This window comes from Rhodoferax sp. SPJ21 (genome assembly GCF_058216335.1).
This window is the reverse complement of sequence record NZ_JBYZMO010000002.1, coordinates 696,022-710,285: the sequence shown is the minus strand read 5'-3', so window position 1 is coordinate 710,285 and position 14,264 is coordinate 696,022. Positions and strand designations below refer to the sequence as shown.

The window sequence follows — 14,264 nt, the reverse complement described above, 5'->3', positions numbered from 1 at the left end:
CATTGGTATGACTACATCCAAATCCCTGGTGCTGATGGACCCGGCTTTGCTCAAGCCGGCACTGCGCGCTGCCTTCACCAAGCTCAGTCCCCGCGTGCAATGGCGCAACCCGGTGATGTTCGTGGTTTACATCGGCAGCCTATTGACCACCTTGTTCGGCGTGCTGGCGCTGCAAAGCGGCGACGGCACGGCCAGCTTCGTGCTGAACGTGGCGGTATGGCTGTGGTTCACCGTGCTGTTCGCCAACTTTGCCGAAGCCCTGGCCGAAGGCCGGGCCCAGGCCCAGGCCGCATCACTGCGCGGGCTGAAGAAAAGCACCGTCGCCAAGAAGCTGCAAAAGCCGGTGCATGGCGCCACATGGCTTCCTGAGCCAGCAGAAAACCTGCGCAAGGGCGACGTGGTGCTGGTGGAACCAAACGACCTGATCCCACTGGACGGCGAGGTCATCGAAGGCGTGGCCTCGGTGGACGAGAGCGCTATCACCGGGGAGTCGGCCCCTGTGGTACGCGAGTCGGGCGGCGACTTTGCATCGGTCACCGGCGGCACCCGCGTGCTGTCCGACTGGCTGGTGGTGCGCATCGCGGTGAACCCCGGCGAGTCCTTCCTGGACCGCATGATCAGCATGGTCGAAGGCGCCAAGCGCCAAAAGACACCCAACGAAATCGCGCTGACGATTCTGCTGGTGGCACTGACCATTGTGTTTCTGGTGGTCACCGTGACGCTGCTGCCCTTCTCCATGTTCAGCGTGCAGGCCGCGGGCGCAGGCACCGTGGTCAGCATGACAGCGCTGATTGCGCTGCTGGTCTGCCTGATCCCGACCACCATCGGCGGCCTGCTGTCGGCCGTGGGTGTGGCCGGCATGAGCCGCATGATGCAGGCCAACGTGATCGCCACATCCGGCCGCGCGGTGGAAGCCGCTGGCGACGTGGACGTGCTGCTGCTGGACAAGACTGGCACCATCACCCACGGCAACCGCCAGGCCTCGGCCTTCTTCCCCGCCCCAGGCGTGAGCGATACCCAGTTGGCCACCTGTGCCGCCCAGGCCTCGCAGGCCGATGAAACGCCCGAAGGCCGCAGCATCGTCACGCTGGCCCAGCGCCTGGGTGCGGTACAGCCGCTGGTCGGTAGCGTCATCGAAGTACCGTTCACGGCGCAGACCCGCATGAGCGGTGTGGACGTGCAAGCCGCCGACGGCTGTGTGCGTGTGCTGCGCAAGGGCGCGGTGGATGCCATGCGCAAATACGTGCAGGCCCAAAACGGCCGCATGCCCACCGAAGTCTCCCGCCATGCAGACGACGTAGCCCGCCGTGGCAGCACACCGCTGGTGGTGGCAGAGGGCAACACCGTGCTGGGCGTGGTGGAGCTGAAGGACATCGTCAAATCAGGCATCAAGGAGCGCTTTGGCGAGCTGCGCCGCATGGGCATCAAGACGGTGATGATCACCGGCGACAACCGGCTCACCGCTGCGGCAATAGCCGCCGAAGCCGGTGTGGACGACTTCCTGGCCGAAGCCACTCCCGAACAAAAGCTGGCCCTGATCCGCCAGTACCAGAGCGAAGGCCGCCTGGTCGCCATGACCGGCGACGGCACCAACGATGCGCCCGCACTGGCCCAGGCCGACGTGGCCGTGGCCATGAACAGCGGCACGCAGGCAGCCAAGGAAGCCGGCAATATGGTGGACCTGGACTCCAACCCCACCAAGCTGCTGGAGATTGTGGAAACCGGCAAGGCGCTGCTGATGACGCGCGGCTCGCTGACCACCTTCTCGATTGCCAACGACGTGGCCAAGTACTTCGCCATCATCCCGGCGATCTTTGTCAGCACCTACCCGCAGCTGAAGGCGCTGAATGTGATGGAGCTGGGCAGCCCTTCGTCGGCGATTTTGTCGGCGGTGATCTTCAACGCCCTGGTCATCATGTTCCTGGTGCCGCTGGCCTTGAAGGGCGTGCGCTACCGGCCCGTGGGTGCCGCCGCGCTGCTGCGCCGCAACCTGCTGGTCTACGGCCTGGGCGGGCTGATCGTGCCCTTCATCGGCATCAAGATCATTGACGTGATTTTGGTCGCCCTGCACCTTGTTTAAGGAGTTCAACGTGAACGCAATTCTTCGCCCTACTTTGGTTTTATTCACCGCGCTGACCGTGCTGACCGGTGTGGCCTACCCGCTGGTCGTCACCGGCGTGGGCCAGGCGGTATTCCCGGCCCAGGCCGCAGGCAGCCTGGTGCTGCGTGACGGCAAGGCCGTGGGTTCCGCGCTGATCGGCCAAAACTTCAGCGACCCCAAGCACTTCTGGGGCCGCCCCTCGGCCACCGGCCCGCAGCCCTACAACGGCACGGCCTCCAGCGGCTCCAACCAGGGCCCGTTGAACCCCGCGCTGACCGATGCCGTCAAAGGCCGCATCCAGGCGCTGCGCGATGCCGATCCCGGCAACACCGCGCCGGTGCCGGTGGACCTGGTGACGGCGTCGGCCAGCGGCCTGGACCCGCACATCAGCCCCGCTGCTGCGGCCTACCAAGTGGCCCGCGTGGCCAAAGCCCGTGGCCTGCCCGTGGCGACGGTGCAGGCCTTGGTGGCACAACAAACGCAAAAGCCCCTGGCCGGCTTTCTGGGCGAGGCACAGGTCAACGTGCTGCAACTGAACCTGGCACTGGACGCCCCACAGTAACGCCATGCAGTAACCTCTGCGAATGACCGACAACCGCCCCGACCCCGATGCCCTGCTGCAGCGCCTGCAGGAGCAGGACGTGGCGCGCAGCCGGGGCCGGCTGCGCATCTACTTCGGTGCGAATGCCGGTGTCGGCAAAACCTACGCCATGCTCAGCGCCGCCCAGCAGGCCCAAAAAGCCGGCAAAGAGGTGCTGGTGGGCGTGGTGGAAACCCATGGCCGCAGCGACACCGCCGCGCTGCTGCACGGTCTGGACCAGCTGCCCCTGCGCCAACTGCCTTACCGGGGCAAGTCGCTGCCCGAATTTGATCTGGATGCAGCACTGGCGCGCAAGCCCGCCATCCTGCTGGTGGACGAGCTGGCCCACACCAATGTGGAGGGCTCGCGCCACCCCAAGCGCTGGCAAGACGTGCAGGAGCTGCTGGCCGCCGGCATCGACGTGTGGTCGGCCATCAATGTGCAGCACCTGGAAAGCCTGAACGGCACGGTGGGCGCCATCACCGGCATCCGCGTGCATGAAACCGTGCCCGACACGGTGCTGGACAGCGCTGACGAAGTCGTCCTGGTGGACGTGACGCCAGACGAGCTCACCGCCCGGCTGCAGGCGGGCAAGGTCTATATGCCGCAACAGGCCGCGCGCGCCACGCAGAACTTCTTCCGCAAGGGCAACCTGATCGCACTGCGCGAAATCGCCCTGCGCCGCACCGCCGAGCATGTGGAAGACGATGTGCGCAGCTACCGCGTGGAGCAGTCCGGCGGCGGCCAGCAGGCGGCATGGAACACCTCGGGCGCCATCCTGGCCTGCATCGGCCCACAGGAAGGAGCCGAGCACACGGTGCGCAGCGCAGCCCGCCTGGCCGGCCAGCTGAACGTGCGCTGGTACGCCGCCTATGTGGAGACCCCGCAGCTGCAGCTGCTGGTAGCGGCCGAACGCGACCGCATCCTGACTGTGCTGCAACTGGCCGAAACCCTGGGCGCAGACACCGCCGTGCTCACCGGCAGCAACCCCGCCGTGGAGCTGGTGCGCCAGGCCCAAACGCTGAACTGCGCCACCCTGGTGCTGGGCCGGCCCAGCGTGCCGCCGCGCTGGCAGATCTGGCGCCGCTGGGAGCGCTCCATGACGCGCCAGCTGGCCACCCTGGCGCCCACGCTGGAGCTGGTGGAGGTAGGCCACAGCCACAGCGCGCGCCGCCTGCCGATCAGCCTGGTGCGCAGCGTGGACGACGAGGAACAGGCCACACTGCGCCAACCCTGGCTGCCCCTCGCCTGGGCCGCTGGCAGTTCAGCGCTGGTCACCCTGCTGGTGCTGCCCCTGGCCAACCGGCTGGACCTGGCCAATATCGTGATGCTGTTCCTGGCCGCCGTGGTGCTGGTGGCACTGCGCTTTGGCCGTGGCCCGGCCGCGCTGGCAGCAGTGCTGAACGTGGTGGCCTTTGACTTCTTTTTTGTGTCGCCACGCTTCTCGTTTGCGGTGAGCGACATCCAGTACCTGGTGACCTTTGCCGTGATGCTGGCGATTGGCCTGCTGATCGGCCAGCTGACGGCTGGGTTGCGCTTTGCCGCACGCATCTCAGCCAGCCGCGAGCGCCGCGCCCAAGCGCTGTTCGACCTGAGCCGGGAGCTTTCAGGCGCCCTGCTGACCAGCCAGGTGGTAGAAATTGGCCAGGCCGCCGTGCAGCGCCTGTTCACGCAAGTGGAAGGCCTGGCCTACGACCCGGTCAAAGGCGGCAAGGTGATGGTGCTGGTGGCCGAACACGGCGATGCCGCGCAGGGCGGCGCCAGCCATCTGCAGCTGCCCGCACTACTGCCACACGACTTCGACCCTGGCATTGCCGACTGGGCGCTGCGCACCGGCCAAAGCGCCGGCCTGGCCACCACCACCCTGCCCGCCCACCCCTGGCATTGCGTGCCGCTGCAAGCCCCCATGCGCGTGCGCGGCGTGCTGGCGCTCAAGCCCACGCAGGCGCGCTGGCTGCTGATACCCGAGCAGCAGCAACTGCTGCAAACCCTGGCCCGGCAGATCGCTATTGCGCTGGAGCGTGTGCACTACGTGGAGGTGGCGCAGCAGGCCGTGGTGCATATGGAGTCCGAGCGCCTGCGCAACACCTTGCTGGCCGCCATCTCGCACGATGTGCGCACACCGCTGACGGCGCTGATGGGCCTGGCCGAGTCGCTGCAAACCTCGCAGCCGCCGCTGGCCGTGGCGCAGGCCGGCATGGCCCAATCCATGGCAGTGCAGGCACGCGAGCTGTCGGCCCTGGTCACCAACCTGCTGGACATGGCGCGGCTGCAGAACGGTGGCGTGGCGCTGCGCAGCGAATGGCAGTCGGTGGAGGAACTGGTGGGCTCGGCCATCCGCGCCGCCGGCCCGGCACTGGACGGCCAGCCGGTGGAAACCGACATTCCGGCCAACCTGCCGCTGGTGGAATATGACGCCGTGCTGATGGAGCGCGTGCTGGTGAACTTGCTGGAGAACGCCGCCAAATACGGCCAGCCGCCCATCGTGCTGCGCGCCCGCGCCACGCCCACCAGCCTGGTGCTGGCCGTGCGCGACCACGGCGCCGGCCTGCCCAAGGCGGTGCTGGGCCGCGAGGCCGCACTTTTCGACAAATTCACCCGAGGCAATGCCGAGTCCGCCACGCCTGGCGTGGGCCTGGGCCTGGCCATCTGCAAGGCCATTGTGGACGCCCACCGGGGCCAGATCGTTGCCACCAACGCCGGCGGCGGTGGGGCAGAATTCAGCATCACCCTGCCACGCCGGCCCGCACCGGAAATACTTTGAGCACACTTGTTGCCGTCCTGATCGAAGACGAACCCCATATCCGCCGCTTTGTGCGCAGCGCGCTGGAGGGCGAAGGCTGGCAGGTGTTCGAGGCCGACACCGCCAAGCAGGGCCTGACCGAGGCCGGCACCCGCAAGCCCGACCTGCTGGTGCTGGACCTGGGCCTGCCCGACGGCGACGGGCTGGACGTAATACGCGACGTGCGCGGCTGGTCGGCCGTGCCCATCATCGTGTTGTCGGCCCGCAGCGACGAGGTCGACAAGATCGCCGCGCTGGACGCCGGAGCCGACGACTACCTGACCAAGCCCTTTGGCGTGGGCGAGCTGCTGGCCCGGGTGCGCGCCAACCGCCGCCGCCCACGCGCCGCCACCGCCGACGGCAGCACAGAGGCCGACCCGGTATTCCGCTTCGGCACAGTAGAGGTAGACCGCACCGCCCGCCTGGTGCGCCGCGATGGCGCCGAGGTACACCTAACCCCCATTGAATACCGCCTGCTGACCGTGCTGATTGCCAACACCGGCCGGGTGCTGACGCAGCGCCAACTGCTGCGCGAGGTGTGGGGCCCAGCCCACACCCAGCAAAGCCACTACCTGCGCATCTACATGGGCCATCTGCGGCAAAAGCTAGAGGCCGACCCGGCGCAGCCGCAGCACCTGCTGACCGAAACTGCGGTGGGCTACCGGCTCGTCGCTTAAAATATAAGCAAAATCTGCCTCTGACGCTGGTACATCATGCGCAGGCAGCTATTTATTTGATAGCGCACCATGAACACCCCCATCAAGCCACCGAATCCCACCGTCGCCTTCCGCCGTGCCGCGCCACCTGCCGGGCCCGCCGCCAGCAATGAACCCACGCGGCTCAATAAGCGCATGGCCGAGCTGAACATGTGCTCGCGCCGCGAGGCCGACGAATGGATCGCCAAGGGCTGGGTCAAAGTGAATGGCGCCGTGGCAGAGATGGGCGTCAAAGTCACACCCAGCGACCGCATCCAGATCGACAAGGCGGCCACCGGCCAGCAGGCCAACCAGGTCACCATCCTGATCAACAAGCCCCTGGGCTTTGTGAGTGGCCAGGCCGAAGATGGGCACGAGCCCGCCATCACCCTGGTGCAGCCGCAGAACCGCTGGCGCGACGACAACGCCCGCTTCTTCTTCCACGGCAGCCAGCTCAAAAGCCTGGTGCCGGCCGGTCGGCTGGACATCGACTCCACCGGCCTGCTGGTGCTGACGCAGGACGGCCGCATTGCCCGCCAGTTGATCGGCGAAGACTCGGTGATGGAAAAGGAATACCTGGTGCGCGTGGCCTACACCGGCGTGGCCAACCCCGCCGCCGCCAACTCGGCCGCCGCCACCTATGGCGGCCTGCAATCCAGCGGTAAGACCCAACAACTGGTGCGCATTGACGACGACGACCCGGTCACCAGCGATGTGCAAAGCGCCTTCCCGCCGGCCATGCTGGCCCGCCTGCGCCACGGCCTGAGCCTGGACGGCCAGGCCCTCAAACCCGCCCAGGTGAACTGGCAAAACCCCGAGCAGTTGCGCTTTGTGCTGACCGAAGGCAAGAAACGCCAGATCCGCCGCATGTGTGAACTGGTGGGCCTGAAGGTGGTGGGCCTGAAGCGCGTGCGCGTGGGCAATGTGATGCTGGGCAATCTACCGGTAGGCCAGTGGCGCTACCTGGCGCCGCACGAGAAGTTCTAAGCACAAAAAAGCCGCGACACATCGCGGCTTTTTTGATGGGCCAAGGCCGGTTATTCGTCGCTAAGCAGCACGTTGTAAATCACCGCACCGATCACGGCACCGACGATAGGCGCCACCCAGAACAGCCACAGATCGCCCATGGCACCGGGCACAAACAGCGCCGGGCCGGTGCTGCGGGCCGGGTTCACCGAGGTGTTGGAGACCGGGATCGAGATCAGATGGATCAACGTCAGGCACAAGCCGATGCTGAGGCCACCAAAGCTGCCAGCCGCACGCTTGGCGGTGCTGCCCAGTATGACGATCAGGAAGATGGCTGTCATCACCACTTCGGTGATCAGCACCGACTGCATGCTGAAGCCGCCGGGCGAGTGGGCGCCATAGCCATTGGTGGCAAACGCGCCGGCACCGGTGAAGGCCTTGGCCGCATCAAAGTCAGCCTTGCCAGAAACGATCAGGTACAACACGCCCGCAGCCGCGCAAGCGCCCAGCACCTGGGAAACGATGTAGCCCAGCAAGCCAGATACCGGAAAGCGCTTGCCCACGGCCAGGCCAATCGACACAGCGGGGTTGAAGTGGCCACCAGAAATCGGCCCCAAGGCATACGCCCCCGTCACTACCGTCAGGCCAAAGGCCAGCGACACACCCAGCAGACCAATGCCCACGCCGGGGAAGGCCGCTGCCAGCACCGCGCTACCGCAGCCGCCCAGCGTCAGCCAGAAGGTACCGAGAAACTCCGCCGACCACTTTTTGAGATTGCTATCCATTTTTGTACTCCTTTGTTGTTGGGTATTGCACCGCCCGGGATGTTCGCAAGCGTATGTGACAAGGTCAAGGGGCGCGCTGGCAGAGCTGGCCAGCCATCCCCCATTGAAATGAAAACAGGGTGCGGCGGCAACGGGGCTTGAAGTTTGACGAAACGGCCATAATTGAAGGCTGCCCGGCACATGGCTGCCGGAGTTCAGTTTTTTGATATTTCCAAGGCATTGATCCCAACATGACCAAGCAAACCATGAATTTCCAGGCCGAAGTAGCCCAGCTGCTGCACCTGGTGACCCACGCGCTCTACTCCAACAAAGAAATCTTCATGCGCGAGCTGGTGTCCAACGCGTCCGACGCCTGCGACAAGCTGCGCTACGAAGCCATCAGCAACAGCGCCCTGCTGGAAGACGCGCCCAACCTGGAAGTGCGCGTGGCCTTCGACAAGGATGCCAAGACCCTGACCATCACCGACAACGGCATCGGCCTGTCACAGCAGGAAGCCATCGACAACCTGGGCACCATCGCCAAGAGCGGCACCAAGGACTTCGTCAGCAAGCTGTCTGGCGACCAAAAGTCTGACTCGCAGCTCATCGGCCAGTTCGGCGTGGGCTTCTACTCCGGCTTCATCGTGGCCGACCGCATCACCGTGGAATCGCGCCGCGCCGGCCTGCCCGCCAGCGAAGGCGTGCGCTGGACCAGCGACGGCGGTGCCAGCGGTGGCGGCGCCTTCGAAGTGGAAAGCATCACCCGCGAAAAGCGCGGCACCAGCGTGATCCTGCACCTGCGCGACGACGCCCTGGAATACGCCAGCGCCTGGAAGCTCAAAGGCATCATCAGCAAGTACTCTGACCACATCAGCCTGCCCATCCTGATGGAAAAGGAAGAGTGGAAAGACGGCGACCTGATCGACCCGTCGAACGAAGAAGCCGGCCGCCTGCCCGGCGGCATGGTTGCCACCGGCGAATGGGAAGCCGTCAACAAGGCCAGCGCCATCTGGACGCGCGCCAAGAAGGACATCACCCAAGAACAGTACGACGACTTCTACAAGCAAATCAGCCACGACTTCGAAGCCCCACTGGCCCACACCCACAACCGCGTGGAAGGCAGCACCGAATACACCCAGCTGCTGTACGTGCCAGCCAGGGCCCCGCAAGACCTGTGGAACCGCGACCACAAGGGCGGCCTGAAGCTATACGTCAAGCGCGTCTTCATCATGGACGACGCCGAAGCCCTGCTGCCCAGCTACCTGCGCTTTGTGAAGGGCGTGGTGGACTCCGCCGACCTGCCCCTGAACGTGAGCCGCGAGCTGCTGCAAGAAAGCCGCGACGTCAAAGCCATCCGCGAAGGCTGCACCAAGCGCGTGCTGGGCATGCTGGAAGACCTGGCCAAGTTTGACAAGGCACCTGCTGCCGCTGAAGGCGATGTCACCGACGTGCTGTCTGAAGAAGACAAGGCCAAGGAAGGCAAATACGCCAAGTTCTACGCCGAATTCGGCGCGGTGCTGAAAGAAGGCCTGGGCGAAGACTTCGCCAACCGCGACCGCCTGGCCAAGCTGCTGCGCTTCGCCAGCAGCACCACCGACAGCACCAGCGTGTCGCTGGCCGACTACAAGGCCCGCATGAAAGAAGGCCAGGAGGCCATCTACTACATCACCGCCGACAACGCCGCCGCTGCCAAGAGCAGCCCGCAGCTCGAAGTCTTCAAGAAGAAGGGCATCGAAGTGCTGCTGATGACCGACCGCGTGGACGAGTGGGCGCTGAACTACCTGCAAGACTTCGACGGCACACCCATGCAGTCCGTCGCCAAGGGCGCCGTGGACCTGGGCAAGCTGCTCGACGAAGACGAAAAGAAAGCCGCCGAAGAAGCCGCCGAAACCTTCAAGCCCCTGCTGGCCAAGCTGAAAGAGGCGCTGAAAGACAAGGCCGAAGACGTGCGCGTCACCACCCGCCTGGTGGACAGCCCTGCCTGCCTGGTGGTGCAAGACGGCGGCATGAGCACCCAGCTGGCCCGCATGCTCAAGCAAGCCGGCCAGACCGCGCCCGAAACCAAGCCCGTGCTGGAAGTCAACGCCGAACACGCCCTGGTCAAGAAGCTGGAAGGCTCGGTGCACTTCAACGACCTGGCCCACATCCTGTTCGACCAGGCCCTGCTGGCCGAAGGCGGTTTGCCTGCCAACCCAGCGGCCTACGTGAAGCGCGTGAATGCGCTGCTGGTGTAAGCCGGTTTGAAAGAAATGTGCCGCTGGCGCAGATAGATACTGCGCTGGCAGCTATTGAATAAATAGCAAATGCGCAATCTAAAAAGCCCCGCAGTTGTGAGACTGGCGGGGCTTTTTTTATGGCCGGCGCGCAGCCAGCTTCACGGAACCAACCGGTACGGGATATGCCAGTTGCAATACCGCAATTGCTTACAAGTGACTGTTCGCATCCTGTTAGTCTTATGTTGATGTCTAACACACACACTGTCACTGCCATCGTTTCCAGCCTTCTACTCAGCGCCTGCAGCTCCGTCGGCGTGGGCGTCAGCGTGCCCCTGCTGCCAGGTGTCAGCATCGGCGTGGGTGCGGGCTCGGGCGGGGTGCATCTGGGCGTGGGGGCCGGGGTGGGACCGGTGGGGGTTGGGGTGGGTGTGAACCAGCGCGGCCAGGTGGGTGCCGGGGTGGGGGTGGGCACCAGCACCCATGTCGGCGGCGCGCAGGTGGGGGTTGGCGTGGGGACCGGCACCACGATTTACGACCCGGCACAGCCCAAGGCAAACCGCTAGCAGCGTGCGGACACGCATTTTTTCATAGCAAATTTTGCCTATACAAATAGGCCGTCACCGCAGGTTTTATCTGCACAAGCAGCTACTGAATAGATAGCATTTTCTTCAAAAAAGCCCTGCTGCAATACACCTGCGCAGGGCTTTTTTGTCTACCGTTTTAGAGGTTGTTGCGGAAGAAGCGTGTCACGCGGTCGCGGGACTTGTAGGCCTGCGCCACGTCTGGAATGGCGATGACATTGGGCATGGCGGACAAGCCCAGCAGATAGCTGCCCTGGTTGGCGAATGGGTCGGGTGCGGTCATGGGCACCATCAGGCGGTCGAAGTCATGGTAGGCGCCGGGGTATTCCGCCACGCTCACCACGCCGCCGTTGCTGGGGTTGACGCCAGCCGCCAGCGCCTGGCAGGGCGCGGCGCTGTTGTCGTAGCTGTCCTTGCTGCCGATCTGGATCAGCACCGGGGCGCCGGTGAGGTTCAGGTACTGGGTGCCGGCCTGGGCGGGCGCCACGCCAAATGCACGCAGGATGGCCGCGTTATTGGCGCCGTAGCACACAGGGTAGTTGGCCACGTGGGCCGCGAACTTGCGGCCACCGCCGAACTGGCCCGCATACAGGCGCTCGGATGTACCCAGGCTGATCACGCCACCCCAGGAGAAGCCCAGCACGCCGATGCGATCCGGGTCGATATGGGCCTGGCTGCTCAAGAAGGCTAGTGCCGAAAAGGCGTCGGGGTAGGTGAGGATGGGCAACTGCGGGCGATTCGCCAGCCCGGTCACGCCGCGCGCTTCCCACATATCGATCTGCAGGGTGGCAATGCCGGCGGCGTTCAGCGCCTCTTCATAAAAATTGCCTCGCGCATCGATGCCGGCCGTGCCGTGCAATAGAACCACCGCGGGCAGCTTTTCGTTGCGGTATTTCTTATTGCCAAAAGGGAAGCAGTTCCAGCGGCCGTCCACCTTGCCGGGCAGGCTGAGCTTGCCCTTGATGGTCAGCGGACTGGCCGGCGCGGCAAGGTTGGGCGACTGGAACTGGATGAAGCTGATTTGTGGCTGCCCACGTTCTCTGCAGCCCTCGTCATCGGCGTGGGCCGCCGCCGCCATACCTGCCACGAACGTTATAGCCAAGGCCCGAAGCCACTTGGAATGCAGCATGCAATTCTCCTGTGTAGAAATAATGGATCACCCAAAACCGGTCGCTGTGACCGCCCTGGTGCGCGGCCCACATTAACCACCGCCCCAGGGTGTGTCAACGCGCGGCAGATGGCAGCGCAGCTGCTGAAAACCTGCTGGGTGGCTGGGTGCAATGGGCCGTTTACACAGTTAGCCATTCATATGTCAAAGATGGCCCTGGCGCACATGAATACTGCGCAGCCAGCTATTAAATAAGTAGCGCTATGGATGGGCAGCAGGCGCTTGCTACAGCGATAGCGACAACGCCAAACGGGCGGCCTTGGGTACGCCCACCACGCCCCAAAGCTTCATACATATTGGGTACCTCAGTGCCCGAAGCGGCGCTGCTCCCAGCGTGCGCGCTGCAAGGCCCACAGCTCTGCCAGGCCCCAGGCCAGGCAGGCGGGCACGGCGAGTAAGCGCATCAGCGTGGTTCTGCGAAGCAGCATGTCGGAGGCTCCCCTTGGGTGGTGTGCGGACCACCTTAGGCATGGCATATGACAGCGGCGTGTCAGCCGTGTAATAGCCGTACACCCGGCCACATTTCGCACCGCGCAAGCGTCTGTGTGGCTATGCTGCGGGGCTGTGCCCGCCACCTCCTCCACCGCCCTTGAACTGCCCGAACTGCTAGCGTTGGAGCGCACCATCGCGCTGGGCGGGCAGCATCTGCAGGCGCGCACCGTCTGCACAGTAGCGCTGCCGGGCGGCACCCACTTTCCGGTGCACGCCATCACCCTGGGCAACCCCTCGCTGGACGTACCAGCCGTGGGCTACTTTGGCGGCGTGCATGGGTTGGAGCGCATAGGTGCGGGCGTGGTGATCGCCTATCTGCACAGCCTGGTGACCCGCCTGCAATGGGACAGTGCACTGCACCGCCAGCTGGAGGCTGTGCGCCTGGTGTTCATGCCCATCATCAACCCCGGTGGCATGGCGCTCGGCACGCGGGCGAATCCGCAGGGCGTGGACCTGATGCGCAATGCGCCCGTGGAGGCGCGCGACCCCGTGCCCTTCCTGGTAGGCGGCCAGCGCCTCAGTGCCCGCCTGCCCTGGTACCGTGGCCGCTATGCGGCGGCCATGGAGGCCGAGAACCTGGCCGTGTGCGAGGTGGTGCAGGCCGAGCTGCTGTCGCGCGCCTTCAGCGTATCGGTGGACTGCCATTCGGGCTTTGGCGTGAGCGACCGGCTGTGGTTTCCGTATGCGCATACCCGCACGCCGATTGCGCACCTGGCGGAGATGCATGCGCTCAAACGCATCTTCATGGAGTCGCACAGCCACCACCGCTATATTTTTGAGCCGCAAAGCCTGCAGTACCTGGCGCATGGCGACCTGTGGGACCACCTGTACCAGCAAGCCTGCCGCCAGTCGCCTGAGCGCGTCTTCTTGCCGCTGACGCTGGAGATGGGATCCTGGCTATGGGTGAAGAAGAACCCGCGCCAGCTGTTCTCGCGCCACGGCATCTTCAACCCGCAAATCGCCCACCGGCAGCAGCGGGTGCTGCGCCAGCACCAGTCCTTGCTGGACTTTCTGGGCCGCGCCGCACAAGGGCACAGGCTGTGGCTGCCCAACGTGGAGGCACGCACCTACCACCACGCCCAGGCCCGGCACGACTGGTACGGCCCCAAATGAAGACCTGGCTACTGCTGCGCGGCCTGACGCGCGAGAGCGGCCACTGGGGCAGCTTCGTCGCGCAACTCCAGGCCGCGCAGCCGGGCAGCCGCATCGTGGCGCTGGACCTGCCGGGCAACGGCAGCCTGTACGCGCAACGCAGCCCCAGCCACATCCGTGCGATGGTGGAGCACTGCAGCGCCGCGCTGCAAGCGCAGCAGATCACCGGCCCGGTGCACATCCTGGCCATGTCCCTGGGGGCGATGGTGGCAGCCAGCTGGGCCAGCAGCGCCCCACAAGAGGTGGCGGCCCAGGTGCTGGTCAACACCAGCCTGCGGCCGTTCAGCCCGTTCTACCAGCGGCTGCGGCCGCGCCACTACGGCCTGCTGCTGCGCCTGGCACTGGGGGGCGCATCCGCACTGGACTGGGAGCGCAGCATTCTGCGCATCACCAGCAACGGCCAACATCCAGACGTGTTGGAGCAATGGCTGGCGCTGCGCCAGCAGCATCCGGTGACACGGGGCAATGCACTGCGCCAGCTGTTGGCGGCGGCGCGCTACCAGGCCCCTGCTAGCCCGCCGCACACGCCGACCCTGCTGCTGGCCAGCGCACAGGACGGCCTGGTGTCTGTCCGTTGCTCGCGCAGCCTGGCGGTGCAATGGAACTGCACCCTGCGGGAGCACCCCTGGGCCGGGCACGACCTGCCGCTGGACGACGGCGCCTGGGTGGCAGGCCAGGTACGGGATTGGCTGCAGCACCTAGCGCAGAAATAAGTCAATTTAACGACTTTACAAACGCCCCCGCCAAATCTGGCTAACATGCGCGAC

At 65.3% G+C, this 14,264-nt stretch carries 11 protein-coding genes and 1 pseudogene; 9 read left to right on the top strand and 3 right to left on the bottom strand.

Annotation, left to right across the window (positions count from 1 at the left end):
- Positions 1 to 7: 7 nt before the first annotated feature.
- The 5 genes from kdpB to AC4BBN_RS11080 all read left to right on the top strand — a co-directional run bounded on the left by kdpB (position 8) and on the right by AC4BBN_RS11080 (position 7,145).
- Positions 8 to 2,080 (top strand): potassium-transporting ATPase subunit KdpB, encoded by a 2,073-nt coding sequence (gene kdpB / locus AC4BBN_RS11100; RefSeq protein WP_490592045.1) that lies wholly within the window; start codon positions 8 to 10, stop codon positions 2,078 to 2,080.
- 10 nt (positions 2,081 to 2,090) lie between these two features.
- Complete coding sequence (gene kdpC / locus AC4BBN_RS11095; protein WP_490592044.1) at positions 2,091 to 2,663, top strand: potassium-transporting ATPase subunit KdpC; 573 nt, start codon at positions 2,091 to 2,093, stop codon at positions 2,661 to 2,663.
- Between the two features lie 22 nt (positions 2,664 to 2,685).
- Complete coding sequence (locus tag AC4BBN_RS11090; RefSeq protein WP_490592043.1) at positions 2,686 to 5,445, top strand: DUF4118 domain-containing protein; 2,760 nt, start codon at positions 2,686 to 2,688, stop codon at positions 5,443 to 5,445.
- On the top strand, positions 5,442 to 6,140 hold the full coding sequence (gene kdpE / locus AC4BBN_RS11085) for a two-component system response regulator KdpE (protein WP_490592042.1): 699 nt from the start codon (positions 5,442 to 5,444) through the stop codon (positions 6,138 to 6,140). Before AC4BBN_RS11090 ends, kdpE begins: the two co-directional genes overlap by 4 nt.
- A gap of 69 nt (positions 6,141 to 6,209) precedes the next feature.
- Positions 6,210 to 7,145, top strand: coding sequence for a pseudouridine synthase (locus tag AC4BBN_RS11080; RefSeq protein ID WP_490592041.1), 936 nt, complete (start codon positions 6,210 to 6,212; stop codon positions 7,143 to 7,145).
- 50 nt (positions 7,146 to 7,195) lie between these two features.
- Here the strand turns inward: AC4BBN_RS11080 and aqpZ are convergent, their stop codons facing one another.
- Complete coding sequence (gene aqpZ, locus AC4BBN_RS11075; protein WP_490592040.1) at positions 7,196 to 7,909, bottom strand: aquaporin Z; 714 nt, start codon at positions 7,907 to 7,909, stop codon at positions 7,196 to 7,198.
- Positions 7,910 to 8,139: 230 nt separating this feature from the next.
- Between aqpZ and htpG the strand changes: the two genes are divergently transcribed.
- Entirely contained in the window at positions 8,140 to 10,122 is a 1,983-nt protein-coding gene (gene htpG / locus AC4BBN_RS11070) for a molecular chaperone HtpG (protein WP_490592039.1), read from the top strand.
- 221 nt (positions 10,123 to 10,343) lie between these two features.
- A pseudogene (locus AC4BBN_RS11065) lies at positions 10,344 to 10,658 on the top strand (hypothetical protein); the annotation flags it as partial.
- Between the two features lie 166 nt (positions 10,659 to 10,824).
- Here the strand turns inward: AC4BBN_RS11065 and AC4BBN_RS11060 are convergent.
- Complete coding sequence (locus AC4BBN_RS11060) at positions 10,825 to 11,814, bottom strand: dienelactone hydrolase family protein (RefSeq protein ID WP_490592038.1); 990 nt, start codon at positions 11,812 to 11,814, stop codon at positions 10,825 to 10,827.
- Positions 11,815 to 12,158: 344 nt separating this feature from the next.
- Positions 12,159 to 12,281 carry a hypothetical protein gene (locus AC4BBN_RS11055; RefSeq protein ID WP_490592037.1) on the bottom strand — a complete coding sequence of 41 codons (123 nt, stop codon included), beginning with the start codon at positions 12,279 to 12,281 and terminating at the stop codon, positions 12,159 to 12,161.
- A 136-nt stretch (positions 12,282 to 12,417) separates the two neighbouring features.
- On the opposite strand from AC4BBN_RS11055, the gene AC4BBN_RS11050 reads away from it, so the two are divergent.
- Together AC4BBN_RS11050 and AC4BBN_RS11045 are read left to right on the top strand one after the other, a co-directional pair.
- Positions 12,418 to 13,458, top strand: coding sequence for a M14 family zinc carboxypeptidase (locus AC4BBN_RS11050; RefSeq protein WP_490592036.1), 1,041 nt, complete (start codon positions 12,418 to 12,420; stop codon positions 13,456 to 13,458).
- Positions 13,455 to 14,210: an alpha/beta fold hydrolase gene (locus tag AC4BBN_RS11045; RefSeq protein ID WP_490592035.1), complete on the top strand. Its 756-nt coding sequence runs from the start codon at positions 13,455 to 13,457 to the stop codon at positions 14,208 to 14,210. The genes AC4BBN_RS11050 and AC4BBN_RS11045 overlap by 4 nt, the downstream gene beginning before the upstream one ends.
- Positions 14,211 to 14,264 lie beyond the last annotated feature (54 nt).